This window comes from Protofrankia sp. Cas3, from assembly GCF_963555955.1.
Classification (GTDB): domain Bacteria; phylum Actinomycetota; class Actinomycetes; order Frankiales; family Frankiaceae; genus Protofrankia.
On record NZ_CAUVXP010000078.1, the window covers coordinates 1 to 26,699 of the forward strand.

The 26,699-nt window shown below is 68.2% G+C and carries 26 protein-coding genes and 1 pseudogene; 18 read left to right on the forward strand and 9 right to left on the reverse strand.

Translation table 11 applies throughout. The features are described from left to right. Together U9983_RS15465 and U9983_RS15470 are read left to right on the forward strand one after the other, a co-directional pair. The coding region (locus U9983_RS15465) for a hypothetical protein (RefSeq protein ID WP_322754701.1) at positions 1-416 on the forward strand (416 nt) is incomplete at its 5' end. After that, positions 413-1,276 (forward strand): sugar phosphate isomerase/epimerase family protein, encoded by an 864-nt coding sequence (locus U9983_RS15470; RefSeq protein WP_322754702.1) that lies wholly within the window; start codon positions 413-415, stop codon positions 1,274-1,276. The genes U9983_RS15465 and U9983_RS15470, both read left to right, overlap by 4 nt. A 126-nt stretch (positions 1,277-1,402) precedes the next feature. Here U9983_RS15470 and U9983_RS15475 read toward each other — a convergent pair whose 3' ends face one another. After that, positions 1,403-4,153: an RICIN domain-containing protein gene (locus U9983_RS15475; protein WP_416211408.1), complete on the reverse strand. Its 2,751-nt coding sequence runs from the start codon at positions 4,151-4,153 to the stop codon at positions 1,403-1,405. 246 nt (positions 4,154-4,399) lie between these two features. Here U9983_RS15475 and U9983_RS27910 point away from each other — a divergent pair. From U9983_RS27910 to U9983_RS27915, 7 genes and pseudogenes are all read left to right on the forward strand, one after another. Next, positions 4,400-4,555 (forward strand): annotated as a pseudogene (locus U9983_RS27910) (SDR family NAD(P)-dependent oxidoreductase); the annotation flags it as partial. Positions 4,556-4,656: 101 nt separating this feature from the next. Beyond that, entirely contained in the window at positions 4,657-5,121 is a 465-nt protein-coding gene (locus U9983_RS15485; protein WP_322754722.1) for a VOC family protein, read from the forward strand. 143 nt (positions 5,122-5,264) lie between these two features. After that, on the forward strand, positions 5,265-7,022 hold the full coding sequence (locus U9983_RS15490; protein ID WP_322754705.1) for a PEP-utilizing enzyme: 1,758 nt from the start codon (positions 5,265-5,267) through the stop codon (positions 7,020-7,022). Positions 7,023-7,236: 214 nt separating this feature from the next. Next, complete coding sequence (locus U9983_RS15495) at positions 7,237-7,557, forward strand: hypothetical protein (protein ID WP_322754706.1); 321 nt, start codon at positions 7,237-7,239, stop codon at positions 7,555-7,557. A 193-nt stretch (positions 7,558-7,750) separates the two neighbouring features. Further along, entirely contained in the window at positions 7,751-7,960 is a 210-nt protein-coding gene (locus U9983_RS15500) for a hypothetical protein (RefSeq protein ID WP_322747041.1), read from the forward strand. A gap of 81 nt (positions 7,961-8,041) precedes the next feature. Further along, positions 8,042-9,493 (forward strand): flotillin family protein, encoded by a 1,452-nt coding sequence (locus U9983_RS15505; protein ID WP_416211409.1) that lies wholly within the window; start codon positions 8,042-8,044, stop codon positions 9,491-9,493. 208 nt (positions 9,494-9,701) lie between these two features. Beyond that, entirely contained in the window at positions 9,702-9,929 is a 228-nt protein-coding gene (locus U9983_RS27915; protein WP_416211410.1) for a transposase family protein, read from the forward strand. Between the two features lie 30 nt (positions 9,930-9,959). Here the strand turns inward: U9983_RS27915 and U9983_RS15510 are convergent, their stop codons facing one another. After that, the gene (locus U9983_RS15510; protein ID WP_322754707.1) at positions 9,960-10,997 is read right to left on the reverse strand and encodes a hypothetical protein; all 1,038 of its coding nucleotides are present in this window, start codon (positions 10,995-10,997) and stop codon (positions 9,960-9,962) included. A gap of 212 nt (positions 10,998-11,209) precedes the next feature. On the opposite strand from U9983_RS15510, the gene U9983_RS15515 reads away from it, so the two are divergent. Together U9983_RS15515 and U9983_RS15520 are read left to right on the forward strand one after the other, a co-directional pair. Next, positions 11,210-12,031, forward strand: a complete 822-nt coding sequence (locus tag U9983_RS15515; RefSeq protein WP_322754708.1) for a mycofactocin-coupled SDR family oxidoreductase — start codon at positions 11,210-11,212, stop codon at positions 12,029-12,031. Positions 12,032-12,231: 200 nt separating this feature from the next. Further along, positions 12,232-12,408, forward strand: a complete 177-nt coding sequence (locus U9983_RS15520; RefSeq protein ID WP_322754709.1) for a hypothetical protein — start codon at positions 12,232-12,234, stop codon at positions 12,406-12,408. A gap of 102 nt (positions 12,409-12,510) precedes the next feature. On the opposite strand, the gene U9983_RS15525 is transcribed toward U9983_RS15520, so the two are convergent. Together U9983_RS15525 and U9983_RS15530 are read right to left on the reverse strand one after the other, a co-directional pair. Then, positions 12,511-13,266, reverse strand: a complete 756-nt coding sequence (locus U9983_RS15525; protein ID WP_322754710.1) for an SDR family oxidoreductase — start codon at positions 13,264-13,266, stop codon at positions 12,511-12,513. Positions 13,267-13,430: 164 nt separating this feature from the next. Continuing rightward, positions 13,431-14,075, reverse strand: coding sequence for a helix-turn-helix domain-containing protein (locus U9983_RS15530; protein WP_322754711.1), 645 nt, complete (start codon positions 14,073-14,075; stop codon positions 13,431-13,433). 100 nt (positions 14,076-14,175) lie between these two features. On the opposite strand from U9983_RS15530, the gene U9983_RS15535 reads away from it, so the two are divergent. The 7 genes from U9983_RS15535 (at position 14,176) to U9983_RS15565 (ending at position 21,577) form a co-directional block, all read left to right on the forward strand. Next, positions 14,176-14,820: a TetR/AcrR family transcriptional regulator gene (locus U9983_RS15535; RefSeq protein ID WP_322747047.1), complete on the forward strand. Its 645-nt coding sequence runs from the start codon at positions 14,176-14,178 to the stop codon at positions 14,818-14,820. 163 nt (positions 14,821-14,983) lie between these two features. Then, positions 14,984-16,507 carry a sugar ABC transporter ATP-binding protein gene (locus U9983_RS15540; protein ID WP_322747048.1) on the forward strand — a complete coding sequence of 508 codons (1,524 nt, stop codon included), beginning with the start codon at positions 14,984-14,986 and terminating at the stop codon, positions 16,505-16,507. Continuing rightward, the gene (locus tag U9983_RS15545; protein ID WP_322754712.1) at positions 16,504-17,607 is read left to right on the forward strand and encodes an ABC transporter permease; all 1,104 of its coding nucleotides are present in this window, start codon (positions 16,504-16,506) and stop codon (positions 17,605-17,607) included. Before U9983_RS15540 ends, U9983_RS15545 begins: the two co-directional genes overlap by 4 nt. Positions 17,608-17,852: 245 nt before the next feature. Beyond that, positions 17,853-19,019 carry a sugar ABC transporter substrate-binding protein gene (locus tag U9983_RS15550; protein WP_322754713.1) on the forward strand — a complete coding sequence of 389 codons (1,167 nt, stop codon included), beginning with the start codon at positions 17,853-17,855 and terminating at the stop codon, positions 19,017-19,019. 100 nt (positions 19,020-19,119) lie between these two features. Then, the gene (locus U9983_RS15555) at positions 19,120-19,899 is read left to right on the forward strand and encodes an SDR family oxidoreductase (RefSeq protein ID WP_322754714.1); all 780 of its coding nucleotides are present in this window, start codon (positions 19,120-19,122) and stop codon (positions 19,897-19,899) included. A 124-nt stretch (positions 19,900-20,023) separates the two neighbouring features. Next, positions 20,024-20,785 carry an SDR family NAD(P)-dependent oxidoreductase gene (locus U9983_RS15560; protein ID WP_322754715.1) on the forward strand — a complete coding sequence of 254 codons (762 nt, stop codon included), beginning with the start codon at positions 20,024-20,026 and terminating at the stop codon, positions 20,783-20,785. Positions 20,786-20,803: 18 nt separating this feature from the next. Further along, positions 20,804-21,577 (forward strand): ThuA domain-containing protein, encoded by a 774-nt coding sequence (locus tag U9983_RS15565; RefSeq protein ID WP_322754716.1) that lies wholly within the window; start codon positions 20,804-20,806, stop codon positions 21,575-21,577. Between the two features lie 49 nt (positions 21,578-21,626). Here the strand turns inward: U9983_RS15565 and U9983_RS15570 are convergent, their stop codons facing one another. The 5 genes from U9983_RS15570 to U9983_RS15590 form a co-directional block, all read right to left on the reverse strand. After that, complete coding sequence (locus tag U9983_RS15570; RefSeq protein ID WP_322754717.1) at positions 21,627-22,679, reverse strand: NADP-dependent oxidoreductase; 1,053 nt, start codon at positions 22,677-22,679, stop codon at positions 21,627-21,629. After that, entirely contained in the window at positions 22,676-22,897 is a 222-nt protein-coding gene (locus U9983_RS15575) for a hypothetical protein (RefSeq protein ID WP_322754718.1), read from the reverse strand. Before U9983_RS15575 ends, U9983_RS15570 begins: the two co-directional genes overlap by 4 nt. A gap of 93 nt (positions 22,898-22,990) precedes the next feature. Continuing rightward, the gene (locus U9983_RS15580) at positions 22,991-23,326 is read right to left on the reverse strand and encodes a 2Fe-2S iron-sulfur cluster-binding protein (protein WP_322754719.1); all 336 of its coding nucleotides are present in this window, start codon (positions 23,324-23,326) and stop codon (positions 22,991-22,993) included. After that, positions 23,311-24,714, reverse strand: coding sequence for an aromatic ring-hydroxylating dioxygenase subunit alpha (locus tag U9983_RS15585; protein WP_322754720.1), 1,404 nt, complete (start codon positions 24,712-24,714; stop codon positions 23,311-23,313). Before U9983_RS15585 ends, U9983_RS15580 begins: the two co-directional genes overlap by 16 nt. A 113-nt stretch (positions 24,715-24,827) precedes the next feature. Then, a complete protein-coding gene (locus U9983_RS15590; RefSeq protein ID WP_322754721.1) occupies positions 24,828-26,549 on the reverse strand; it encodes a PEP-utilizing enzyme in 1,722 nt (573 codons plus the stop codon). Positions 26,550-26,699 lie beyond the last annotated feature (150 nt).

Genomic DNA, 26,699 nt, shown 5'->3' on the forward strand with positions numbered 1-26,699 from the left:
GGGTGAACGCGACGGGGCATCCTCTCGGCGCGGTGGTCAACTACATGTTCCGTCGGGGTCGTTTCTGGGTGACGGCCACGGACTGGCGGCCACGGGTCGCAGCGATGCGCCGTGACAACCGGGTGTCCGTCGTGGTGAGTAGCAAGGGCTCCGGCATCCCGGCGCGGCGCTCGCTGACCTACCGGGGGCTGGCCGTCGTCCACGACGACCGTGCGACCAAGGACTGGTTTCTGCCGGAGTTCGCCGCGGCGATGCGACCCGGTGATCCGGCCAAACAGGCGGAGTTCGCCCGCTTGCTCGATTCGACGGCCCGGGTGATCATCGAGGTCGTTCCGCAGCGGCGTACCGGCTTCGACGGGGCGAAGATGTGGGCCACCGCACCGCAGGCGGCACCCGAGGACCTGGGCGCCCAGTGAGCGCGGGTCTGGACGCAGCCGCGCCGGACGATCTCGGCGGTGTGACGCTGGCGTTTCACACCCTGGCGCCGCTGGAGCCACTGCGGCGGGCTCAGGTGGCCCGCGCCGCCGGCTTCACCTCCATCGGCCTGAGCCTGAGCTGGTTGCGCGACTGGCTGGCGGCCGGGCACAGCCTGGCCGAACTGGAGGACCTGTGTGCCGAGGCCGGTGTCGTCGTGGGGGAGCTGGAGGCGTTGCGGCCGTTTGGCGCGGCGCCCGACGCGGCCGAGGACCTCTGTTGGAGCGCCGCGGACCGGCTACGGGTTCCCTACGTCGGCGCTCTCGGTTCCTACGAAGGCGGTCTGGATGAGGCTGCGGCTCGGTTCGCCGCCCTCTGCGACCGGGCGGCGGGCGTGGGTGGGGGTGGTGGTGTCGTGGTCGGCATCGAGTTCCTGCCGTTCACCAATCTGCCCGACGCGGCCACGGCGGCGTCGGTCGTGCGCGCCGCCGGTCGCGCCAACGGCGGGATCTGCGTGGATGTCTGGCATGTCTACCGCGGCGGCCAGACCCTGGACGATCTCACCGCCGGTATCTGGCCGTCCGTGGTGCGGGTGCAGCTGTCCGACGGACCGCTGGTGGCCGAGGACGACGACCTGTTGGCCGACTGCCTGGCCAACCGGCGGCCACCCGGTGACGGCGAGTTCGACCTGGCCGGTGTGCTGACCGCCGCGACCCGGTACTGCCCGCAGGCGGGTATGTCGATCGAGGTCCTGTCCAACCGCCTGCGTGCGCAGCCGCCGGCGGAGGTCCTACCGTTACTCGCCGGCAGGTTGCGATCACTGCTGGGCGACCGTGACCACCGCCGCCGTCCGCTGCTGTAGCGCTGCTCATCGGGATCACCCCGATGTCCGGTGTCAGGCCGTCAGCGACCCGACACCGGACATCCGATCCAGTGACGCTCTGGGGATTATGGCCTACGGCGGCGCACGCCGTTATTCAGCGGCCTCCTAGCTCGGGCTGCCGTACTGCACGCCGCGACCGTTGGTACCGATGTACACCCGGCCGTAGACGTCGGGGTCACCGGTGATCGTGCGGCCCAGCCAGCCCCACTGATGTGCATCATCGTTGATCCGTATCCAGGTCACCCCGCTGTCGTCCGAGCGGAAGACCCCCTGCACGCCGTTCACCCGTCCGGTGATGTAAAGAGCCTGGTAACTGCGTCCAGGAGCGGGTTTGCCGAAGCCGATACCGGCGGCTTCGGTGACGCTGGACAACTTCGTGAAGCTCGTGCCGCCGTTGGTCGAGTGGAAGAGCCCGTTCGCGCTGGGGATCCACAGGTCGCCTTCGCGGCCAGGCACCGCCTTCAGCTGGCCAGCTGCCAGCCCACTGGAGCGGGTCGAGAAGGTGGCGCCGTTGTTGGTGCAGACGTAGAGGCTCCCGCTCACCAGCGAGTAGAACGTGCCGGCTCGCGCCCTGTCTGCGATCACTGTGGCGTCGGTGGGCAGGCCGCCGCTGGCCGCCCAGGTCTTCCCGCGGTCGCGGGAGTAAGAGGGCACCTTTCCGCTCGGCGTCCACACGAACGTGGATCCGTCCGCCGAGGCCGCGATCGTGCCGCCTTCTCCGCCGCTGCTCGGCGTGCCGGCGAACGGCGTCCAGGACGCGCCCCCGTCGGTGGACAGAGCGCCGTAGGGAGCGGCGCCGGTGCCGACCCGGACCACGACGCTCGGTGCGGCCTCGGCGAAGTCGATCCCGCTGGTGTTGTTGAACCTCGGGTTGATCATTGCTCTCGGGGGCACGGTTGTCAGGTCGTCGTGGCGGAAGCCGCTGACGTCGCCGAGGGCGCTGATGACGGAGGCGCCACCCGGTGGGGCGATCAGGTCGATGACGGACGTCTCTTCGAGGCCGCGAGCCCGGATGGTCCAGTGGGTGGCCCCACCGCTGTCGGCCACGCCGGCGTCGTCGCTTCCCCAGATTCCGTTGCCGGTCGTGTACATGACATTGTTGGAGTTGAACGGGTCGATCTCGATGTCGCCCATCCAGTGGCCGATCGACTCATTGCCGATGTACGGCGCGGCGGACGCGTCGCGCACGGCCTTCTCACCCAGGGCGGTCCAGCTCGCACCGCCGTTGGTGCTCCGGTAGACCTCATCGTGGGGCCACCAGCGGTCCATCGTCGTCACCATGACCGTGGACGGGCTGGCCCGGTCGACGGCGACGCCGGCGTAACCGAAGCTGCCCGTCGATGGAGTGATGTCGGTCCACGCGCCGCTGTGGGTGTTGAACTTCCACACCACGCCGGCGGTAATCCCGCTCGGGCCAGGGCCGTTGGAGTAGGTCAGATACAGAATGCCCTCGGAAGAAAGCACTCCGTGTTGTGGCAGTTGGCCGGTGGGGGCTCCCGGTACCGCTTGCCAGGAGGCGCCGCCGTCGGTGCTGCGGTAAAGGCTCGTGCCGGTGTCCGCAACGCCTACGTAGATCGTTTTACTGCCTGCTCCTGCGCTGCCGCTCCCCGGGTCGAAGGTGACGAAACTGATCCCGACGCTGCTGGTCGGTCCGGTCACGGGGAAGCCGGCGACCTGGCTCCAGGTCGCAGCGAAGTCTGTGCTGCGCCACAGGCCGTTGTTGCGGGTGCCCAGATAGAGCGTGGAGTTCTTGTTGGGGTCGATAGCCATGCGCTCACCCATGGAGCGTCCGTTCTCGTTGCCTCCCAGCTTGAACGGCAGGTTGGTCCGCTGGAAGCTCGCGCCCTGGTTGGCCGAGCGCAGGATCGCGCCGTTTCCGGACCAGCCATTGGTGTACGTACCCGCGGCCAGGTACACCCGGTCGGGTTCGACCGGGTCCGTGGCGAGGCTCTCGATTCCCATCAGCGTCCAGTCGTCCGGAGCGATCTGGTCGGTCAACGGGATCCAGCGCCCGGTCGAGGGGTTCCAGCGGTAGGCGCCGCCCATGTCGGTACGGGCGTAGACGAGGTCCTGGCGCGCCGGGTTGAAGATGATCCCGGTGACGAAGCCGCCGCCGACGATTTCGGCGTTGCGCCACTGGTACGGGCCGGTGGCCGCCGGCTGCGCCGTGGCCGTCGCGGTGTTGGTGCCCCTGCTCGTCGTGGGGCTCGGGCTCGTCGCCGTGGCCGTTGTGGCCGTTGTGGCCGTTGTGGCGGCGGGTGTGGTGCCGACCGTCACCAGGCTCCACTGCTGGTTGGCGCCGCCGGTGTCGGTCCATTGCACAACGCGGGCGCCGTCCGCGGTGGACCAGCCGCTGACGTCGAGCACCTTGCCGCTGTTCCGGTTTACGATCTTTACGGTGCCGGATGCCGCATCGGCGATCTGCCACTGCTGGTTGGCGCCGCCGGTGTCGGTCCATTGCACAACGGGGGCGCCGTCGGCGGTGGACCAGCCGCTGACGTCGAGCGCCTTGCCGCTGTTCACATTGATGATCCGGTAATATCCGTCGCCGGCCGCGGTCAGCCGCCACCGCTGGTTCGCGCCATTGTTCCTGGTCCACTGCTGCACCGGGGTGCCGTCCGCGGTGGACCAGCCGCCGACATCGAGGGCTTTGCCGCTGTGCTGGGCCACGAGCAGGTAGGTGGCCGTGGTGTCGATCGCCGCCGTCCTGGTGAAAACGGTGGCGGCCACGAACGGCACCGTGGCGCAGATGAACCCTGCCACGAGGCTGAGGATCGCCAGGCGGGGAGTAAGTCGGCGTCGGGATCTCGGGCGCGACCGGGCCCGGCGTGATCGAAAATGTCGGAGGACGTCCATCCTGAATAAATCTCCTTGAAGATGGTAATCCCCCCCAAACTGGAATTATGCACACCCATCGCCACGCTGGATGGTCGACCTGTCCGCCGGCGGGTCAGCCCGGCCCGGTTGTCGATCAATTGATCTTTCCTGAGGTAATCCGGTACTTACTATTGACATTCTCTAGTTTCTTGGCTGTCATAGGCGTCACGACATCCTGCGATCAAGGAGGTGTGACGGTTGGTCAACGGGGATGGCAGGACACCCATGGCCACCGCGGACGGCGGCTCCGTCACAGTTGTCACCGGCGGTGCCAGCGGTATCGGCGAGGCCACCTGCCGGCTGCTCGTCGAGCGCGGTGGCCGGGTCGTGATAGCCGACATCCAGGACGACCGGGGCTCGGCGCTCGCGCGGGAACTCGGCGCCACGACCGGCAGCCCGCCGGCGGCGCAGGCGGGCTCCCACCGGTTCGTCCAGCGCGTTCCCCTGATTCGAGAAGCTGGAAGGCGAGGACAGTGACCGCGATGTCGCCATCGGCTCCCTCGGCGGTCATGACCCAGGCGTTGGAGGTCGGGATCGTCGTCGCCGACCTGGCCGGTATGGTCCGCTTCTACACCGAGGCGCTGGGATGTAGTGAGGTACGCCGTTCCGATGTCCCGGCCGAGCTCAACGCGCAGCTGGGCCTCGGCGGGGCGACCACGGTGGTCTGGCTACGCACGCCGTGGGGAGAACGGATCAAGCTGGTGCGTCCCACCGCCGACACGGCTGCGGTCACCCCCGCCGTGCCGATCGCCACCCGCCGCGGCCTTGCCTACCTGACCTTGTACGTCACCGACGCCGCAGCGGTCGCCGAGCGGATGCGCCACGGGGGAGCGAGCCCCCTGTCCGACCCGGCGTTGGTCGAGGCGAGTGGACGGCTGATCGCCTTCTGGGCCGATCCCGAGGGTAACGTCATCGAGCTCGTCGAGGATCTCGGCCAGGCCCGGTGAGCCCGGCCGCGGCGGCCGGGTACGCGTCCCGGACTTTCTATTGACAACACATAGTTAGTGCCATGTAATGGCCGTCACATTAGTAACGGTCATCACATGGTGGTCCGTACTGACGCCTGGCGTCAGGGGAGAAGGGACGCGTCGTGCAGAGCTGGGTCGCAGACTGGGAGCGCAGCCCGCGGCTGCCGCATTACACCAGGGCAAACGCGGGCGAGACGCTGCCCGAGCCCGCGAGCCCCCTGGGTTGGACGCTGGCCTATGTGCACGTGCTGCGGGCCTGGCGGCAGGGCTTCATCGACATCGGCGTCTACCGCGAGGATGAGCTGTCGATCGACCGGCCCGAGATCGCGGGGCTCTTCGGGAGCTACTTCTACCTGAACCTGTCCCACATGAGGCTGTTCTCCCTGCGCCTGGGCATGCCGGTGGAGCAGACCGACCTGGCCTTCGTCGGCCAGCGCCCCGACATCCCCCCCTACGTTTCCCATCCCGACCATGTGGACGCCGAGCGCTCGGCGGCTGCCGGCGCCTCGGTGCAACGGTTGCTCGCGGTCACGGAGTTCACCGATGCCGTGGCGGACCGCGAGCGTGTGCGGGCGATGCGCCGTGACCGGCCCGACCTCACGACCCTGTCCGACGCCGAGCTGGTCGCCCGGGCCCGGGCGCTGCTCGACGAGAGCGAGAAGAGCATCTTCTACCGGCACCTGGTCTCCACCCTCCCGGCGAGCTTCGGGCCCGGCATCCTCGGACCGCTGTGCGAAAGCGTGGGCCGCGCTGGCGATCTGCTCGATCTGATCAGCGGCATCGGCGACATCGACTCCGCCTCGCCGGCGGTGGGGTTGTGGAACCTGTCGCGCATCGTGGTGGGGTCCGGCGAGCTGGCCGCGTTGTTCGACAAGGGCTCGGCCACGGTGGCCGCCGCGCTGGACACCGATGTCACCGGCGACGTCGGTGCGTTCCGCGATGCCTTCGCCGCGTTCCTCGGCGACTACGGTGATCGCGGTCCCAACGAGTGGGACATCCACTCCCTGCCGTGGGAAGTGGACCTGACCGCGGCGCTCACCCTGGTCGACCGGCTCCGCAACAGCCCGGACTCGCACTCGCCGGCGGTGCGCCACGAGGCACTCGCCGCCCGCCGGACACAGACCGCGGCGGAGATCCGCACGGTGCTCGCCGACAACGCGCAGGCGCTGGCCACGTTCGACGTGGGCATGCAGGCCGTCGACGTCTGGATGCCCGCGCGGGAACGCACCAAGGCCAACTGTGTCGCCGCCCTGCACGAGATCCGGATGACAATCCGTGAGCTCGGTCGCCGCGGTGTCGTGGCCGGCCGTTTCGGTCGGCCCGAGGACGTCATGATGCTGCTCGCGGATGAGCTCGACGCCTACCTCGCCGACCCGGCCCGGTTCACCGAGGTCATCGCACAGCGGCTGGTCGAATACGGCGAGCTCGCCGAGCTGGAGCCGCCGTTCTTCGTCGCGCAGGACCCCGACATCGAGCGCTGGCCGCGCCGGGACCGGGAGCGTCCGGAGCCGGCGATCGTGGGGGATGTGTTCACCGGCGTCGGAGGCAGCCACGGGACCTATACCGGCCGCGTTCGGGTGGTCACCGATCTGGCCGAGTGTGACGCTCTCGAACCCGGCGAGGTCCTCGTCTCCCCGATCACGGACGCGGCGTGGACGCCGCTGTTCCTCGTGGCCGGCGCGGCCGTGGTGGACGTGGGTGGGCTCAACAGCCACGCGGTCGTGGTCTGCCGGGAGCTCGGCATCCCGTGTGTCATCTCGGTGGGGGACGGCACGTCGCGGCTGCGCGACGGTGTTGAAGTGACTGTGGACGGCAACGCCGGCACTGTCACGGTGCTCTCGGCCGCGCCCCTGGCCGCCGCAGGCACCACCGGAGTCTGAGCCCCGTCCGCGTGTCATCGTCCACCCGCCCGCATATCGGGTCTGTACTCCTGAACCACTCGCAGTGGGTGATGTACCGCAGCCCTGGGTGGACAGAATCGGTGACGGAGAAGCTCCGGGCTGATGTCGCACGGCTCGTGGTGGTGTCGCTCGCGCACACCATCACCGACGGGTGACAGGGTGACGGACACGGTCGCAGACGACAAGGTGGCGGATGATGGCTGATCAGGAATATGACCGGGGATTTCAGCCCAGTCGAGGACTCCTGATAGGCGGGGGTCTGCTCGTCGGGATCGGTGGCCTGTTGGGGGCGACGGGCATGGTTGTGCTCAGCGTCGCGGTGGTGTCGGCGACCCGGCGGTGGGCGGAGCAGCTGGAGGTGCCGCCCAGCGAGATCGCGAAACTCAAGGTGGCGCAGGCCAGGGCGGCCACCTCAGCGGCCACATCAGCTGGCGCCGACGCCTGGCGCGGTGGAACTCCGAGCGGCTCGCCGCCCTCTCCGCCCTCGCCGCCCTCTCCGCCCTCTCCGTCCTGACGGCGGCCCGGCCGTTCTTTGGGAACGATGTGAATCTGGTGCTGTGGGAAGAGCATCAGATTCACATCGTTGAGCCGTGCGGGTGGGATGACCCGTCGTGCTCGCGACAGCGGCGTTTGGATCTCCCAATGAGGGCTTACCGTCGGGAACCGTGAGTGTCTATGCTCAATCCCGACGCCGAGTGGGAGAGTGCATGGCCGATCAGATCATGCTGGGCAAGACGGCCCGGGTCACTGGGACGATCATGCCGGGTGTAGTGGGCGAGGTGATGGTCTCCGTGCGCGGGGGTGCGGAGGCGTTCCACGCCTATGCCGCTGAGGACGGTGTGACGATCGCGGTCGGAGCGCGGGTTCTCGTCGTGGAGTATCACCCACCCCGTACCGTGTTCGTCACCAGATTGTGAATACGCCGGTGCTGTTCCCGCCGGGCCGGCCGGTGTATTCCCGTAATCTCGGCGGTCCATGATCTCAGCAGAGGAGATCCAGTGATCCCGATCCTCATCGCAGCGGGTGTGGGCATCATCTTCGTCGTGGGCATCGTCAAGTTGATGTGGCGCGTGGCGGAACCTAATGAAGCCTTGATCATTTCAGGTTTACGAGCATACCGGAACCCGGACAATGCCGTGGCCGAAAGCCTCGGTTTCAAGATTGTGACCGGGAAGGGAGTCCTGGTCATGCCGGGCGGACAGAACGTCCGTCGCCTCTCCCTGGACCTGCAGGCCGCCCAGTTGAGCGTCGACTGCGTCACCCAGCAGGGAATCCCCGTGGGTGTGCGCGGTGTAGTGATCTTCAAGGTCGGGGACGATTACGCCTCGATCGCCAATGCCGCCCGAAGGTTCCTCGACCAGCAGAACAAGATGGAAGCCCGGGTACACAATGTGTTCGCCGGTCATCTCCGGGCGATGGTCGGCCAGCTCACCATCGAGGATATGATCAGGGATCGGGAGAAGTTGACGGCCCTGACCCGGGCGAGTTCCGGCACGGAGATGCAGAAACTCGGCCTGATCGTCGACTCCCTGCAGATTCAGGAGATCGACGACCCCACCGGCTACATCAAGAACCTCGGGCGTCCTCATGTCGCCGCCGTGGCCTCCCAGGCGCGGATCGCCGAGGCCCAGGCCGATCGGGAGGCGACCGAACAGGAGCAGATCGCCGCCGCGCTCAAGGCCGAGGCCGCTCGGAACAGCGCGATCAAGCAGTCGGGTTTCCAGGCCGAGGTCGACGAGGCCGCAGCGCGGGCGCATCAGGCCGGCCCGCTGGCCGAGGCAACCGCCCACCAACAGGTGGTGGTCGAGCAGACCAAGGTCGCCCAGCTGGAGGGTGATCGGGAGGAACAGCGCCTACAGGCGACGGTCCGCAAGCCGGCGGACGCCCGCGCCTACGAGCAGACCACCCTGGCGCGTGCCAGTCGCGACGCACAGATCAGCGCGGCGGAGGCGAGCGCCCAGGAGACAACGCTGGTGGCTGCGGCGCAGGCCGAGTCGACCCGGATCATCGGGGATGCTGACGCTCATGCCCGGCGCGCGATCGGTGAGGCTGATGCCGCCACCCTGGCGGCGAAGGGACTGGCGGCGGCTGAGGCGATCAGGGCACGGGCGGACGCCCTTTCGGTGAACCAGGATGCGGTGATCGGCCAGCAGCTCGCCGAGCAGTGGCCGGCCATCGTCGAGGCGGCGGCGAAGCCCTTCGGCGACGTCGACCAGATGATTCTCCTCAACGGCGCGACCGGTATCGCCGAACTGCTGACCCAGGCGTTATCCCAGGGCAGCGCAGGCCTTCAGCTCGCACGGTCGCTGCTCTCGGGCCAGTCACAGTCCGGCCATGGAGCGTCCAGTAACGGTTCTGTTGACATTCCGGCACCGAAGGTCGACATTTCCGCACCGAAATCCGCCACCCTGGACACCGCCTTACCGGCCGAGGAATCCGACGACGTGTAGCCCACCCGCGTCCCGACCTTCTGGGTGATCCGGCCGAGCCGCTGGATCGGGATAGATCGGGCAGCGCGACCGAGCCGTGTCAGCCGTCGTCGGGACGCCTTCGGTTGTCTTCAGGCCCGTCGTCCATGCCTCGGCCACCGTGGCGAGGTCGCCCTCAGCCCGCGGCGACGGGGCGACGGGGCGACGGGGCGACCAAGGATGTAGCGGAATGGTCACGCCGCGGAAAAGGCCGCCCGAGGGCGAACTCAGCGAGACGGACAAGAAGTGCAACGCCGAGCTCTCCGCTCTTCGGGCACCCGTCGAGCGAGTCGTCGCGCAATTCAAGTTGTGGCGCATACTCCATACCGACTATCGATGTCCATACCGCACCTACCACGATGCATACGATGCGACTCGTGGATTATTTTTCTTTTCAATTTCATGGGGTTTTGAATAACCCTCCGGATTGCCGTAGCGGCTGGATCGTTCAATTCGCCCAGAATCCCGCCACGCGGCCGGCATCGTCGAATCCGAAGAAGGAGACCCCTGCCTTGTTAGTCGGCAATCTGTCCGCGCCGTCAGTCCCCAGCGCTACGTTGATCTTCTGTGTACTCCACTTTGTAATATCCAGACAGAGTTCCGCGAGTTGCTCGGAGCTGAAGAACGAGCGAGCCTGCTCGGCAACGGTTTCAGACAGCGAATCCGGACGGGTGATGAACGCGTCCGTGATCCGCAACGCGACCTTGCACCGTTCCGGTAGATCACTCCGTTCGTAGAAATCGATCTTCGCGGTCATTGTCTCGTCGACACCGGCCGCTTGGGCATCCGCCAGCCGCAGCGTCTGACAGATACGGCATCGGTGCGTCCGGGCGCAACGCAGTCGGACGAGTTCCGTCGTCACCGAATCCAGGGCCTGGCCGCGTACCACGGCGTCCTGATACGTCGCGAGCACCTTCCGCATGGGAAGGTCGAGGTGCGGCTCGCTCTTCGCGGTGTCGGCCACGGCTGACGTCGGAGCAGGCGCCGCTGCCGCTTCAACGACTGGTGCCAGCAGGACCTGCGCGACCATCTGCAAACGCTGGGTGAATTCGATGGCATACAGCGCGCCGACGAAATCGGACAATTCTGTGCGCCCCAGCTGGTGAGCCAAGACGTCGAGCGCCGCCGTCGTCATCCCGCTGACATCCATGACGAACTGTTCGGCGAAGGCCAGGCATTCGCGTTCCACGGGCGAGAAGTGCGTCGACGTCGGATACGCAGGCAGATCATCGATCTTCGCCTCGGAAAGATCTCCAGTGCGAGCCGCCGGGGACCGGGCCGCTTCGCCGGCCCGGTTACCGATTAGGCAAGCCACCCGTAGCCGCATGAGTTCGAGCAGCGCCGGTTCGGCAGTACGCCAGGCGTGTTCGTTGACGCGGTCCAGCAACTGGGTGGCGTCCGGACGGAGAGCGCACAGCTGGCCGGGAAGCCGCCATATCGAATGATCCGCAAGGCCGATGTCGGCCGAAACCAAGTTACTGGTCATAGAATAAAATTACCATCGCCGGCCAGGGCGCCACAGCCCGTCGCCCCGGCCGCAGCGTGCGGGTGGAACCCGGACGCGGCGGTCCTTGACGACTTTCGTCATCCCTGATTGTCTACATGGTTACTGGATTTGTCATCAAGTAAGTAACTCGGGATGGTTAACGCGGTGCGCAATGCGCGCCCACCCCGGGAGCCGAGGGCGGGAGATATCAGATGGGTAAGCTGGATGGCCGGGTCGCGTTGATCACCGGAGCCGCACGTGGGCAGGGCCGAGCGCACGCGGTGGCACTGGCCGGCGAAGGTGCGGACATCATCGCGACCGATCTCTGCGCGGACATCCCGGTGTGCGACTACCCGCTCGCCACCCTCGAGGATCTTGCCGAGACCGGGCGTTTGGTCGAGAAGCTCGGTCGCCGGGTGGTGGCCCACCAGGTCGACGTCCGGGACGCACCGGCCATGCGGGCCGCGGTGGACAGCGGGGTGGCCACGCTTGGGCGACTGGACATCGTGGTCGCCAACGCCGCGATCGCCCCCATCGGAGCGGACCCCCGGCACGACCCGGACGAGCTGTGGGCGGCGACGCTCGACATCAACCTCACCGGCGTCTGGAACACACTCGCACCGGCAATCCCGCATCTGGTGGCCGGGGCACGTGGCGGGGCCATCGTGCTCACCAGCTCCACTGCTGGGCTCAAGGGCATTGTCAACGGCTCGGTGGGCGCCACCGCCTACACCGCAAGCAAGCACGGGGTGGTCGGCATCATGCGGGCGTTGGCTCTGGAGCTCGCGCCACACTCGATCCGGGTCAACACCGTGCATCCGACCGGCGTCAACACCCCGATGATCCGTAATGAGCACATCGAGCGGCACCTCCAGCAGGGGCCTGAGCGCGGCGCGAGTATGGCCAACCCGCTGCCGGTCCCCGCGCTCGAACCCGAGGACATCGCTGACGCCGTGCTGTGGCTGGTCTCCGACGCGGCGAAGTACGTCACCGGCGTCGCGTTGCCGGTCGACGCCGGCTTCACCGCGAAGTAGACGCGAAGTAGACGCGAAGTAGAACAGCGGAGGCCGAGGCCGCCTACAGCGATGCTGCCAGGAGATCTTCAGAGCATGCTCGTCGCCGCCGTCGGACCGTACGGGCAGCACGAACCGACCAGCCCATGCATCGGCGGCCCGCTCGCTCTCAACCGCCATTCGTCCGGCGGTACCACCTGCGACTCGATGGTGCGGACACTGTGATCGGCAACGGCGACGCCACTTTCACCCGGTCTCACCGGGTTCTTCGCTGGGAGCTGTACAACCGCACCCCGGCATCCAACCTCGACGTCGACGACGCTCTGCTCGCAGACGGGAGCAGGGGTGGATGCTCACCCATCCAGGATGTCGACCAGGTGTGTTCGACGATCGGATGACAGCTACTGACAACCGGGGACGGAAGGCAGAAGGCAGGTGAATACCGGGGGTCAACATAGCCGGGGCAGTTCGGCTGGGCGTGGGGTCGGCTGGGCGTGGGGTCAGCTGGGCGGGACCGTCCCGCCGTCGACGCCGATCACCTGGCCGTTGACGGAGGACGCGGCCGGTGCGGCGAGGAAGGCGACCACAGCGGCGACCTCGTCCGGTTGCGCGGGACGGCCGGCGGCGATGCTGGCAACCAGGCTCGCGTGGCGCTGCGGGGAGATCCGGCCGGCCACCAGTTCGGTGCCGGCCGTATAGCCGGGGGAGACCACGTTGGCTGTGACGCCGTCGGGGCCCAGGCGTGCGGCGAGTGAGAGCACCCAGCCGTGCAGGGCTGCCTTGGCCGCGACATAGGGCGCGCTCGCGCCACCGGTCGCGGCGGATTGCGAGCCCACCAGGACGACCCGCCCGCCGGGCCGGCGCAGCAGCGGTTCCAGGGCGTGGGTAAGCAGCACGGCCGAGAGCAGGTTCGCCCGCAGGGCCGTCATCCATGCCTCGGCCACCGCGGCGAGGTCGCCGTCAACCCGCGGCGACGGGGAACCCGCGTTGTTGACGACGACGTCGACCCGGCCGGACCGCTCCTGGACCACGTCGGCGACCCGCTGCACGTCCGCCGGGTCGGTGATGTCGGCGGCCTGCCAGGTCACCGAGGCCCCCGTCGCCGCGGCCACAGTGAGTTCCGCCGCCGTGCGTTCCAGCACGTCCGCGCGGCGCCCGAGAATGAGCACGTCGAGGCCGCCGTCACACAGGGCCGCGGCGATCGCCCGGCCGATTCCCGTACCACCGCCGCTCACCACGGCTAACCGGTTACCCATCGTGGTTGCCGGCGTGTGGCACCTGTCCTGTGTGTCGATCCCGCTGCACGACTCGGCCCTCCACAGGTCTGAACGATAGTTACTGAAGATACATACCGCTAAGTCGTCGGCATTCGGCGGTTGTGGTTCAACTCCGACGGTGCCGGTGATGCCGCAACAGGGCCTCAGGCCCCGACGATGCGCTCGGCCAGCGCGGCGGTCTCCCGCAGGAATCGGCGCTGCCCGAGCCCTTCGAGGACGGCGTCCTCGGCCAGCCAGGATGCCGCCGCCGTCTCGACCAGCGAGAGCAGGCCGGTCGCCATCACCCCGGCTTCCGCGGGCCGGATCCGTCGTTCGGGGGACTTCCTCGCGTCCACCGCCCGGGTGAACAGCTCCATGAGCTCGACCCGGGTCTCCCGGCGCAGGGCCTCAGCGGCGAGGTTCGCTCCGGACGAGGTCACGAAGTAGACCGTCGCCGCAGGTCGGTGTTCCTCCAGCCAGCCGAGCAGGCCTGTCAGCAGGTCACCGATGGCCCCGTTACCGATGGTCCCGTTCTCAGCTGACCTGGCGGTGACCCGGTCGTCCAGCTCGGTGACAAGTGCCCTGCTGAAGGTCCGCATGGCCTCGAGTAGAATATCGATCTTGGATGGAAAATGGTAGTAGACCGCAGCCGAGGTCATCCCGGCCTCGTCCGCGATGTCGGCGACGGTCACCGTTTCCAGACCGCGCATGGCGAACAGCCGCGTGGCGGCGTCGATCACGTCGCTGCGCCGCGACGGTCGGTGGGCGGGCCGTTTGGGACTACCGTTCCCGTCAGAGCTTTCAGTCATGTGACGCCGATTCTCCCAACCGGCTGGCGGCCCCGGGGGCTCCGGGGTCTGTTGGGTCATCATGGTCGGGCCGGTGTGGCATCAGGTCAGGAGGTTCCCTGTGACGGAGCTTGCGGAGCTGCCGGAGCGGGGCAGGCAACCCGCGCACCGTCCCTCCAAGCGCCAGTTGATCGTCACCGCCGCCATCGGGGTTTTCGCCCGTAAGGGCTTCGACGCGGCCGGCATCCAGGATATCGCCGAGGCGGCGCAGGTCGTTCCCACAGCGGTGTATTACCACTTCTCCGGCAAGGAGGAGCTCTTCGACGTCGCCCTGCGGCGGGTCGTGGGCGCGACCAACGCCGTCGTCGCGCAGGCACGGTCCGACGACGAACCAGGCGACATCACCGCGTTGCGTCGGGTCACCGGCGCGGTCTGGGACTGGATCGAGGCGCATCCCGACGAGGCGCGCCTGCTCTACCTGCACATGCCCGGCGCCACCCAGCAGGCCCGGGTGTTGCGGCGGGACTTCGAGGAGCTGCACATCCAGCGGTCGTTCGACTACATCGTCTCGTCCCGGATGCCCACGACGCGGCGTTCCGCCGCAGCCAAGCACGCGACCCAGACGCTCGCCGTGCGTACCCTCACCCATCTGCTGATAGCCATCCATCCGATGCGCATGGATGACGGTCCGCTCAGCAGTCAGCCACCGAAGGCCCTGCGCCGGGCCCTGGACGCCATGTCTGAGCGGATACTCACCGTCGACTGAGAGTCGAGTCGTCGACTGAGTGCCGAGTTTCAGCGCGCCCGGCCACGCACCGGCCACGGACAGATGTTGGCGCGGCGGGCTACGCCAGTTACTGTAGCCGCCATCACAAAAGCAACTCCAGAAAGAGCGCCGTGCCCTCGGTCGCTCTCAGACGAGGAGTCCGATGGTGGCTACTCCCGTGCTCCGCGTGCGACGGCTGTCGAAGACGTTCCCGGGGCAGCGCGCCCTGGTGGACGTCGACATCGACGTCGAGCCCGGTGAGGTACGTGCCCTGGTCGGTCAGAACGGCTGCGGCAAGTCGACGTTGATCAAAATATTGGCCGGTTTCCACGAGCCGGATGCCGGTAGCCAGGTCACCGTCGTCGATCGGCCGTTGGCATTCGGTGACCCCACCTCGTCGGATGCCGCCGGGCTGCGTTTCGTCCATCAGGACCTCGGTCTCGTCGCGACGCTTGACACAGTCGACAACCTGGCGCTGGGTCACGGCTACGAAACCGGCCGGCTCGGCCTGATTCGCTGGCGCCAGGAACGGGCTGGGGCCCGCAGCGCAGTGCGCGACCTCGGCTACGACTTCGACATCAGCCGGCCCGTGGGTGCTCTGGCGGCGAGCGAGCGGACCGCGGTCGCGGTGGCGCGCGCGCTGTCGCGGCACGCCACACCGCCGCGGGTGCTCGTCCTCGACGAACCTACGGCCAACCTGCCGGCCGCCGAGGCGCAGCGCCTGTTCGCGCTGGTCCGCAGCGTGCGCGATGCCGGCGTCGCGGTCATCTTCGTCTCGCACCATCTGGACGAGGTCTTCGGGCTCTGCGACACCGTGAGCGTGCTGCGCGACGGCGCTCTGGTCACCACCCGGCCCACCGCCGGGCTCGACGAGGCCGACCTGGTCGAGCTGATGATTGGCCGCAAGCTGGCGCAGTACGACGTGCCGCCGGCCGAGGCGGCCCACCAGGGTGAAGTGGCCCTCGACGTCCGCACCCTGGAGACCACCGCCCTGCGAGGGGTCGATCTGACCGTGCACTCCGGGGAGGTCGTCGGCGTCGCCGGTCTCACCGGCTCCGGCCGTGAGGAGTTGGCACTCGCACTGTTCGGCGGCTGTCCGCGCGCAGGGGTCGTGGCCGTCGCGGGCAAGGCCGTTCCGCAGCTGCGTCCAGACCTTGCCATGCGGTCCGGCATGGGGCTCGTGCCTGCCGAGCGGCACGCCAACGCGGCGTTCCTCGATGCGGATCTGCAGGAGAACGTCGTGGTGGCGAGTCCGACCGCGTTCAGCCGCCGGGGCCTGCTGCGCCGGGGCAGCGAGCGGTCGGACGTCGCCCGCTGGCTGGACCGGTTGAACGTGGCGCCGGCCGGTGCCGAACGGGCCATGTCGACGCTGTCCGGCGGCAACCAGCAGAAGGTCGTTCTGGCCCGTTGGCTGCGTCGCGAGCCTCGGGTCCTGGTTCTCGACGAACCGACGCAGGGCGTCGACATCGGGGCGAAGGCCGAGATTCATGCGCTGGTCGACCGGGCCGCGGCGGACGGTGCGGCTGTCGTGGTCGTCTCCACCGACCATGACGAACTGGCGCGGCTGTGCGGACGCGTGCTCGTCCTCGCGGGCGGCCGTGTCGTGGATGAGTTACACCGCGCCGACCTGCACGCGGACCGCATCACGGCCGCAGCGGTCGGTCACACCCTCAGGAGCGCGTCATGACGACAGAAGCAGCGCAACCAAAGAATGCCGCCGGGGCCGCTGTCACTGACGGTGTCACCGCCGGGGCCACCGGCACCGCTGTCACCGCTGTCACCGCCGGGACCGCCGCTGCCGGCCCGGACCCGCAACAGGGCGCGGTCGTCAGCCGCCGGCTGCCAAGGCCGAAGCTCGGGCTCGGGCTCGATCGGTTCAGCGGTCTGTATGTCTGGCTTCTGATCATCATAGTGTTCGGCAGTTGGCTGCCGGACACCTTCCTGCGGAGCGACAACTTCCAGATCATTGCCGGCGACCAGGCAATAACTGCGATGCTCGCCCTGGGATTGATCGTACCGTTGGCCGCAGGCGTGTTCGACCTGTCCTGCGCGGCGACGTTGGGGTTCGCGGTGGCGGTGGTCACCTGGCTGCTCCAACAGGGCTTCAACCCCGTTCTCGCGGTGCTGCTCGCGATCGGTTCCGGCGCGTTCATCGGGTTGGTCAACGGTCTGGTCGTGGTGCGGCTGAACGTGGACTCCTTCATCGCCACGCTCGGCATGAGCAGTATTCTTGCTGCCGCGGCCTACTGGGTCACTGACGGTGAACAGATCGTCAACACCGCCTCGAAGACCTTTCTTGACGCCGGTAGCACCCGGTTGTGGGGGATCTCGCTGCCCTTCTACTACATGGTGCTGCTCGCGGTGATCCTCTACGTCGTCATCGACCACACACCGGTGGGCCGCTACCTCTACGCGGCAGGTGGCAACCCGCAGGCGGCCCGCCTGGCCGGCCTACGGGTTGCCCGGATCACCTGGGGTTCGCTCATCACCTCGGGGACGATCGCGGCGCTGACCGGCGTCATCCTCGCGGCCAAGCTGGGCTCGGCCTCCCAGGATGTGGGACCCCCCTACCTGCTGCCGGCTTTCTCGGCGGTGTTCCTCGGCTCCACCCAGATCAAGGCCGGGCGGATGAACGTCCTCGGTACGCTGGTTGCGATCTACCTCCTCGCGACCGGCGTCAAGGGCCTGCAGCTCGCCGGATCCCCGTCCTACGTCAACAACCTTTTCAACGGGCTTGCCCTGATCATTGCGGTGGCGCTGGCGGCTCGTACCTACCGGCGGCGTTGATCGGCGAGGCCGACGGGCGAGGCTGGCAGGCGAGGCTGGCAGGCTCCGCGGTGGTCGCTCGATGCAAGTAACTTGACACGCTCCTAAGTAAGTGAGAGTGTCCGCCGTCACATCACATTTTGATGGATTACGGCCGGTAGGTCACGCCTGATAGATCACGTCGATCGCCCGGGTAGGCGCGTCCATCCAGGCGATCGGTACGCGAGCCCCCGACGCCGACGACGGCAACAGGAGGAAAAGGGTTCATGAGAACGACTTCCCGCACGAGGGTCGGGGCCGTGGCGGTGGCTGCGGCCACAGCGCTGTTCGCCGCGGCGTGCGGCAGTAGCGACTCCACGTCGACCTCGCCGAGTGCGACGCCGTCGCAGCAGCAGCAGGAGACCGGATCGACGGGCTTAAGCCAGGCAAAGGCCACGGTGGACGCGAGCCTGGTGAACCCGAGCGGCATCCTTCTTGACACCGCGTTGTCGAAGAAGCCGCCCACGGGCAAGTATGTGATCACAGTGGAAACCCCGCTCCCGGTCACCAAGGTGCGCGACGACGCCCTGGTCGAGGCGGCGAAGGTGTTCGGCTGGCGCTATGAGCGGATCGTCCCCGGCAGCGGTCCCGAGGACTACGGGAACGCGCTCACCCAGGCGATTTCCAAGCATCCCGATGCCATTCACATCTCCGGCACGCCGCTGTCACTGCTCAAGACCCAGTTGGATCAGGCCAAGGCGCAGAACATCCCGGTGCTCTCCGAAAGCGTCGGTGGTGCCTTCGACTCGCCGGTGATCTCCAACAGTCTCGACGGTGACGCTCAGGTCGCGGCCTGGGGCAAGATGGTCGCGAGTTATGTGGTGGTCAACAGCGGCGGCAAGGCCAACGTCGCGCTGTTCACGATCAAGGCTTTCCCCATCCTGGGTGTGTTCGTGGACAGCTTCAAGAGCACCCTGTCCAGCACCTGCCCGGCCTGCTCGGTCAAAGAGGTCAACCAGCAGCTCGCCGATCTGGGTACCAAGACCCCGTCCAGCGTGGTCAGCACCATCCAGCAGGACCCAAAGATCAACTGGGCCATCTTCTCCTTCGGTGACCTGAGCCTGGGCGTGGACGCGGCGCTCAAGGGCGCGGGTCTGAACGGCAAGGTCAACGTCGGTGGTGAGACGCCCAGTCCGGCCAACCTGGCGGCGCTCAAGGACGGCACCGAAAGCGTGTGGACCGGCTTCTCCGCGCCGATCCTCGGCTGGCGCGTCGCGGACATGATGGCCCGCCACTTCAACGGCGACGATCTGGCCGCGGCGGACAAGGTCCTGCTGCCGACCCAGCTCATCACCAAGGACAACGTCTCCTCGGTCCCTCTCGACTCCACCGGGTACTACATCGGTTTCCCCGGCTACCAGGACGCCTTCAAGAAACTCTGGCAGGCACAATAGCCGCAGCGCTCGGACACAGGCACGGTCGGTCAGGTAGCGCAGTCTCGGGTCGGGGATGGCGGACGGCCATCTCCGCCCCGAGGAGGGATCGGGGTACGCAATGCTTGCAGGACTGCGCGGTAAGTCGGTGGTCGTCACGGGCGGCGCCGGTGTGATCGGGTCGGCGGTCAGCCGGCGGCTCGCGGCGGAGGGAGCGCTGGTCGTGGTCGCCGACCTCGACGCGGACGCTGCCAAGACCGTCGCGGAACTCATCGGTGGTGTCGCCGTGGGCGTCGGCGTCGACATCACCACGCCGCTCGGCGCGCAGGCCAGCGTCGACGCGGCTGTCCAGGCTTTCGGAAAGCTGGACCTCTACCATGCCAACGCGGGCGTGGAATGCACGGTGCAGGCGGTGGCGGACTTCGACCCGGCGGACTACCACCGGGTCTTCGGCGTCAACGTGCTCGGCGCGTTCCTGTCGGCGCAGGCCGCGCTGCGGCAACTGTCGACCCAGGGCGATGGCGGTTCGATTCTGTTCACCGCATCCATCGCGGCATTGATGGGTAGCGCCGGGACATCGGTCTACAACGCCTCCAAACACGCCGTCCAGGGCATCGCGCGCTGCCTGGCTCTTGAGGTCGCCGGAGCTGGCATCCGTGTCAACACCCTCGCCCCGGGCCTGGTCGAATCCCGCATGATGGATGCGCTCGGTGCCGGGCTCGGGGCATTGGCCGGGGCGGACGGGACCACTTACAAGGGTCGTATGGAGGGTGCTGTGCCGCTCGGCCGGTACGCCACTCCCGAGGAGATCGCGGCAACCGCGGCGTGGATCCTCAGCGACGAGGTGCCGTACCTGCACAACGAGTGCATCACCGTCGGCGGCGGCATCGCGCCCTACTGACGGTTCCCTACTGACGGCGCTGTGCTGACAGGGCACTCCTGGCGGCCCGCGACGGATAATCGTGCCGTACCGCTCATTGCCACATGGCGATAGTTGATGGACAGCTGACGAAAGGTGACAGGTCGTGGATCTTGGACTGACGGGACGGCGGGCACTGGTGACAGGGGCCAGCCGAGGTCTCGGCCGCGCGATCGCGGCGACGCTGGCACAGGAGGGCTGCTCGCTCGCCCTGTGCGCACGCGGTGCCGAGGGTCTGGAGAAGGCTGCGGCCGAGTTGCGCGGCAGCGGCGTCACGGTGTTCGCCGAGCCCTTTGACGTCAGCGACGTCGACGCGCTCACAGCCTTTGTCGACCGCGCCGCGGCGGAACTGGGCGGGCTGGACATCGTCGTGTCCAATGTGTCCGCCGGCCCGGCCAAGGACGCCGGTCAGTGGCAACGCAGCCTGGACGGGGACCTGCTGCCGTTCGTCCGGCTGGCCGAGACGGCCGTACCGCACCTCGCCGACGGCGGTGGGTCGATCATCGCGATCGGCACGACGAACGCGTTCGACACGGTGCGACCGGCCTCCCCCAACGCCTATTCGGCCATCAAGGCAGCTGTGCTCCACCATTCCGCGGCGCTCGCGCGGACCCTCGCGCCGCAGGGGATCCGGGTCAACACGGTTTCCCCCGGGCCGATCGAGTTCCCCGGCGGGGACTGGGAGAAAGTCCGCGAGCACCGGCCGGAGGTCTACGCGGAGGTTCTGGCCAAGATAGCGGTCGGCCGGTACGGCCAGCCCGAGGATGTCGCGGCCGCCGTCGCCTTTCTGGCGAGCCCCCGGGCCGGATTCTGCAACGGCGTCAACCTCGTGGTGGACGGCGGGCTCGTCACCCGCGTTCAGTTCTAGAACCGGCGGTTGCGACCCATGGCGGGACCAGCCGGCCGGATTGACGCCGTGCTCGTATGCGGCGGGCGTTGGCACGATTTCGACTTCGCGCGGCTGCAGCTTCTTGAACGCCTCGGGCGACACGAGCGGGTACGCACCCGGGTCTTCGAGGACTACGCCCGCACCGATGCGATCGGGTCGGCTGACCTGCTTGTCACCTATACCTGTGACCGGCGTCCCAGTGCTGAGCAGCAGCAGGTCCTGGTGGACTTCGTCGCGCGTGGTGGGCGGTGGCTGGCGTTACACGGAACCAACTCGGCGATCGATGCGCCCGCGTCGGGTATGCCGCGCCTGTTCACCACGCCGCGGGTGCTCGGGGAGGCGGCCACGGTGCTGGGCAGCCAGTTCCTCGGCCACCCGCCGATCGCGCCCTACCAGGTCGAGATCACCCAGGCGGATCATCCGCTCGTGGTGGGGATCGACCCCTTCGAGGTCAGTGACGAACTGTACGTCAGCGAGCTGCATCCCCCGCTCGACGTGCTGCTGCACACCCGGTACCGCGGGCCGTGCCGGGGCTTCACCGAAGGGCATGTCGCCGATTCCGCGGACGACGTCCAGCCGGTGCTTTACCTGCGCCGCCACGGCGACGGCGAGGTCTGCTATTTCACCCTGGGGCACTGCCGCGGCCGATTCGACGTCCAGGACCTCGGCGTCGACGACCTCGGCCGGACCGACCGGGGGAGCTGGACCGCCCCGGAGTTCGCCACGGTCCTCGACCGCTGCCTGTCCAGAGCGATCTACGGCGCCAGGTAGCTCCTGGTATCTCAGCGTCCAGATCAGGCGTGGGCGCCGGTAGCTCAGATCAGGCGTGGACGTCGGGGTCGAGGCGGACGAGCATCTTGCCGACGTTGTCACCCCGCAGCATCCCGAGGAATGCGGTGACCGCGTTGTCCAGGCCGTCCACGACCGTCTGGCGCGATACCAGGTCACCGGTTCGCAGCCAGCCCGAGACCCGTTCGGTGAATTCCGCCCGCAGATCCTCGTGGTCGCGGACGATGAACCCTCGCAGGGTCACTCGCCGCAGCACGGCCTGGATGAGATGGTCGATGCTCGGCCGGGGAGCCTGCGAGGTGAACTGGGAGATCATGCCGCACAGGGCCACCCGACCGCCGACCCGCAGCGCGTCGAGCGCGGCGACCAGGTGGTCGCCGCCGACGTTGTCGAAGTACAGGTCGATGCCGTCCGGCGCGGCCCGCCGCAGCCCTGTCGTGACCGGTTCGGCGCGGTAGTCGACGGCCGCGTCGAACCCGAGTTCCGTGGTGAGCAGCCCGCACTTGGCCGCACCGCCCGCGCTACCGATGATCCGGGCGGCACCGAGCAACCGGGCGATCTGACCGACGGCGCTGCCGACCGCACCGCCGGCCGCGGAGACGAAAACGGTGTCCCCCTTGGCCAGCTCACCCGCGCGCAGTAGTCCGGTATAGGCGGTGAAGCCGGTCTGGCCGAGCACGCCGAGCCAGGTCGAGGGCGCGGCGCGGCCGGCGTCGACGACGGCGAACGCGGCCGGGTCACCCGGGGTCGCGTCGAGCACTGCGACGTCGCGCCAGCCCAACCGGTGACGTACCCACGCACCTTCCTCGATACCCGGAACGCGGCTTTCCAGGACCCGTCCGACAGCGGACCCGTCCAACGGCTCGCCGACGGCGAAGTTGGTCGTGTAGTGCTTCTCGGTCTCCTCGAGGCGACCCCGCATCGACGGGTCGACGCTCATGAAGGCGTTGCGCACGAGCAACTGGCCCGCGCCCAGCGCGGGCACGGGCCGTTCGCAGAGTGCGAAGTCGTCCAGGGTCGGCCCGCCGGGACCGGGACGGCGGGCCAGTGTCACCACCCGGGTGCGGCGGCCGGCCGCGCTCATGCCGGGGTGTTCCGGTCTGAGAGCCGGGCCCGGCGGCCGACCCACCCGGCGACCTGCAGGTCGGCATGGCGGATTTCGCCCGACTGCCAGCGGCCGTCGGAGTCGAACAGGCCGCGCTGGCCGGTCGTCGGGTCGTAGACCTCGACCAGGCCGTTGTCCGTCAGCGTGTACACCTGCTTGCTGATCGGATGAGTCACGCTCATCGGATGTGTACTCACCGCACGCTCACAGCTCCTTTCGTTGCCCTATCGGTGACCAGAGCTCGTGGCCGCCGGCGGCGCGCAGAGATGATGGTCGCGCCGCCTTCAGCCCTACAGGCCGTGCAGTTCCTCCACGCGGCGTACACCACGTTTGACTACCACGACCGGGCCGGTCACGTGCAGTAGGCAGGCAAGTCGGATATGCTCGTCCGCGGCTGAACCGATTGCGGCCAGCCCCTCCCGCTCAAGGTCGCCGATCGGACCGCAGTGCTCCGCGCCGGCGCTGACCCGCAGGACGCAGGTACGGCACGTACCGAGGCCACCGCAGATGGTCGGCCACCAGTAGTCGCACCGTCGGGCGGCGGCGAAGACCGTCTCGGTCTCGGCCACCGCCAGCACGATGCCCGACGGCGTGACCGTCACCTGTGCGGTCAGCGTGACATCCACTTGTCGAGCAGATAGTGGAAATGCCGGATGCGGCTTTCCTGGTAGGTCGCGAGGGTGATGCCGGGCTTGCGGGTCGTCTTCAGGCCCTGCTGCACGAACGGCAGGTTGGCGATGTCCTGGTCGAAGACCGGGCCCAGCAGGCCGAGCTCGGAAACGTCGGCCATGTCCACCCCCTCCGCTACCCATCGGATCTTCGCCGGGGCCGGGCGCGGGGTGCCCTTGGGCCATCCGGACAGGAAGAAGATTTCGGAGATGCAGCGATCGGGGTCGTTACCGTAGGGCCGGAACCGGTAGATGATGTTCGACTTCTTCCCGGCCCAGGGGTGGAAGTTCGGAAAGAGAATGTAGTTGATCGCGTCCAACAGTTCGCTGTCGGTGATTTCCGCGTAGTTCTCGCCGGACAGTGCGCTCAGTTGGTTGCGCATCTGATCGGCGAGTACCGCTCGGGCCGTGCTGCCCGCTGGGATCTCCGGTAGCTTGTCGCCGGAAAGCGCGAGGTCCCGCCCCTGGGTCGAGGCGTAGAAACCGCGCGAGAAGTAGAAGCTCTCCAGGACCTCCTCCTCGGTGACGCCGCCTGCCAGATGCGGGCTGGGTACGCCCTGCGGCGTGACCGTGCGGTCCCAGTTGGCGCCGGCGACGACGTCATACTGCGAGTTGGCATCGCCCATCCAGGCCAACAGCTGCGGATGGGTGCTGATCACATGGAAGGCCTCCATGAAGGCCTCCTGCCCGATCTTCCAGTTGCAGGGCAGGATCTTCGCGATGTGCAATGAGGTGTACCGGTCGTCAAGCGGCCAGCGGGTGAAGTGGTCCGGCAGGTCGCCGGCGAAGGTCTCGAACGGCTCGCAGTCGGGGTCCATGTTGATGAAGACGAAGCCACCCCAGGTGGCGACCTTCGCCTCGGGAAGGTTGAACGTCGCCGGGTCGACATGGGGGAAGTCCCAGGCGCACGGGATGCTCTTGAGAGTGCCGTTGATGTTCCAGGTGAAGCCGTGGAACGGGCAGCGGAACTCCGGCACGTGCCCGCCTGCGGTGCGCAGCTTGCGCCCGCGGTGCAGGCAGGCGTTCACGAAGGCCCGGATCTCGGTCGGGGTGGTCCGCACGATCAGCAGCGAGTCGTCGGCTATCTCGTAGATCTCGTGATCGCCGACCTCGGGGATGTTCTCCTCGCGGCAGGCGAACTGCCAGACCCGCCGCCAGAGCTTCTCGACCTCCATGCGGTGCCAGGCGGGTGAGATGTAGCGCTCGACGTCGATGTCGTCGTTGCCGAGGTACTCGTTGACATTCACCCGCAGGACGTCGGGTACGGGTCGGGTGTCCGCGGCGAGGTAGTCCTGCGCGGAGGGACCGGGGCAACGGGCACGGGTGTCGGGCTCCTGCGTGACCATGGCGCCTCCCGAAGTTTCTGGTGTCTGGCTATAGTAACCGGCCGTCAGGTGTGACGGGTGAAGTCGCGGTGTCCGCGGTGCAACCTCGGCTTGGCTGCCAACATCGACCGTGACTACAGCGCCAGGACCGTCACGGTGCCGGTTGAACCGTCGACCTCCAGCAGCGTCCCGGTGGGGATGCGCCGGCTCGCGGCCGGTACGCCCGCCGCGCACGGGATGCCGAGCTCACGACTGACGATCATCGCGTGGCTGCCCATCGCGCCGACGTCGACGACGGCGCCCGCCGCGACCATGAACAGCGGTGTCCACGACGGGTCGGTCTGCGGGGCTACCAGAATTTCGCCGGGTGCGAGGTCGCCGGCCGCGTCGACGGCGGTCACCACCCGCGCCCGGCCCCGGGCCACGCCCGCGGCCGCACCGACACCGCGCAGTACCTCACCCGGTTTGACGGGAGTGATCTCGGCGTCGACGCGTCGTCCCAGCGATGCGATGGGCGGCAGGGGCCTGGTGCCGTCGATGAACACCGGCAGGTCGAGGCCGAACAGCCCCCGCCACTCCCGCTCCCGGTCGGCGAGGGTCGCGCTCAGCGAGTCCGGGTCCAGGGCGAGCGTTTCCAGTTCGGCGTCGGTCGCCATGAAGATCTGTCCGGGGTGGTCCAGATGACCGTGCTCGTGCAGGCGTCTACCGAGCTCCACCAGTGGCATCCGCGCCTCGTGCAGGATCTTGATGCAGGTGGTCTTCGCGCGTTCCCGCCAGGCACCGAAGCGGCGCGCCGAGGCGAGCGCGCCGTGGCAGGTGGCCTGCGCGGTGGCGTCCCCGCCGAGGCGGGCGAGTGCCTGCGCGAGCGCGGCCTCGGTGTCCACTGCCTGGCTGCGCGCGCGCAGGACCGGGGATGCGTCGTCGTCGAGGTGGCGCAGCCGGTCGAGCAGCGCCAGCGGCAGCTCGGGTCTGGTCTCCCAGGTCTCCGAGCCCAGGTCCCACTCGTTGGGGCCGCGGTAGCCGAAGTCCCGCAGGAAAGCCGCGAACTCTGCGTGGAACGCGGGATGAACGTCGGCAAGGCGCGTGACCAGGCCGCTCACCCCACCGTCGAACGCGGCTGCGAGCCCCGCGTCGCCGCGGATGACCCGGGAGAGATCCCAGAGCGCGAAGGAGGGGGCGGCTGAATCGACGTCCCCGGCCTTGCCGATGAGCCGGACCACGAGGGCGGTGTCGCCGCCGAGGAGCTGGCCGAGCACGCCCGGACCGACCGCGCTGCTGTTTGAGGCGATCACCTCGCCGCGCCACGCCAGCCGTTCCAGCGACAGCACCGACCGGGCCCTGGCAACCAGGGCCAGCGCGCTCATCGTCGCCAGGTCCGGACGCTGCTCCCGCAGCGTGTCAGCGATCGCGCGATCCTCGTCGAGTTCCGGGAACGTCGTCGTCGACAGCACCCACCCCGCCCGCGCCGCGATGGCCGCGGACCGTTCCTCATTGACGTCGTCCGGTCGGATGACGTGCGCCGGCGGCTCACCGCCGCCCGCGAACCACATGGCGTCCACCGCGTCGGTGCTGATCCCGGAACGGATACCGGTCAGCCGGGGCAACGTCATGTTGACGTACAGGTGGCCGTAGAAGAAGGCCGCGTTCGGGGAGACGTCGACCGACTGCTCGGCCAGGGTGAACGCCCCGAAGGCGGCCACACCCGTGTCCCAGCCGGGAAGGATGAACGGGATCCAGCCAAGGCTTGCGCCCAGCGGGGTGATCGGATCCGCCAACACGTCGTTGGCGTTGAGCCGAGTGTAGATCGCAAATCGTTGGCTCGGCTGTGTGTCGATGATCCACTGCTGGCTGGTCATGCGTCCCGCTCCTCCTGGTCCGTCCGGACATGGACGGACGTTGGCTGGTGTATCTGTGACGTGCAACACTCCTACGGTAGAAACTGTAGTGCAAGCAAACTAAGTGGCTGATGTTTCGGTTCGCAGGTCTCCAGGTTCGTGATCATGGTT

Coding starts and splice junctions, on each gene's coding strand:
- U9983_RS15570 (WP_322754717.1), bottom strand. CDS start 22,679: ATGAGCGCGGCCGGCCGCCGCACCCGGGTGGTGACACTGGCCCGCCGT.
- U9983_RS27915 (WP_416211410.1), top strand. CDS start 9,702: ATGGTCACGCCGCGGAAAAGGCCGCCCGAGGGCGAACTCAGCGAGACG.
- U9983_RS15500 (WP_322747041.1), top strand. CDS start 7,751: ATGGCCGATCAGATCATGCTGGGCAAGACGGCCCGGGTCACTGGGACG.
- U9983_RS15590 (WP_322754721.1), bottom strand. CDS start 26,549: ATGACCAGCCAGCAGTGGATCATCGACACACAGCCGAGCCAACGATTT.
- U9983_RS15495 (WP_322754706.1), top strand. CDS start 7,237: ATGATGGCTGATCAGGAATATGACCGGGGATTTCAGCCCAGTCGAGGA.
- U9983_RS15515 (WP_322754708.1), top strand. CDS start 11,210: ATGGGTAAGCTGGATGGCCGGGTCGCGTTGATCACCGGAGCCGCACGT.
- U9983_RS15545 (WP_322754712.1), top strand. CDS start 16,504: ATGACGACAGAAGCAGCGCAACCAAAGAATGCCGCCGGGGCCGCTGTC.
- U9983_RS15530 (WP_322754711.1), bottom strand. CDS start 14,075: ATGACTGAAAGCTCTGACGGGAACGGTAGTCCCAAACGGCCCGCCCAC.
- U9983_RS15485 (WP_322754722.1), top strand. CDS start 4,657: ATGTCGCCATCGGCTCCCTCGGCGGTCATGACCCAGGCGTTGGAGGTC.
- U9983_RS15540 (WP_322747048.1), top strand. CDS start 14,984: ATGGTGGCTACTCCCGTGCTCCGCGTGCGACGGCTGTCGAAGACGTTC.
- U9983_RS15585 (WP_322754720.1), bottom strand. CDS start 24,714: ATGGTCACGCAGGAGCCCGACACCCGTGCCCGTTGCCCCGGTCCCTCC.
- U9983_RS15525 (WP_322754710.1), bottom strand. CDS start 13,266: ATGGGTAACCGGTTAGCCGTGGTGAGCGGCGGTGGTACGGGAATCGGC.
- U9983_RS15550 (WP_322754713.1), top strand. CDS start 17,853: ATGAGAACGACTTCCCGCACGAGGGTCGGGGCCGTGGCGGTGGCTGCG.
- U9983_RS15475 (WP_416211408.1), bottom strand. CDS start 4,153: ATGGACGTCCTCCGACATTTTCGATCACGCCGGGCCCGGTCGCGCCCG.
- U9983_RS15565 (WP_322754716.1), top strand. CDS start 20,804: ATGGCGGGACCAGCCGGCCGGATTGACGCCGTGCTCGTATGCGGCGGG.
- U9983_RS15510 (WP_322754707.1), bottom strand. CDS start 10,997: ATGACCAGTAACTTGGTTTCGGCCGACATCGGCCTTGCGGATCATTCG.
- U9983_RS15555 (WP_322754714.1), top strand. CDS start 19,120: ATGCTTGCAGGACTGCGCGGTAAGTCGGTGGTCGTCACGGGCGGCGCC.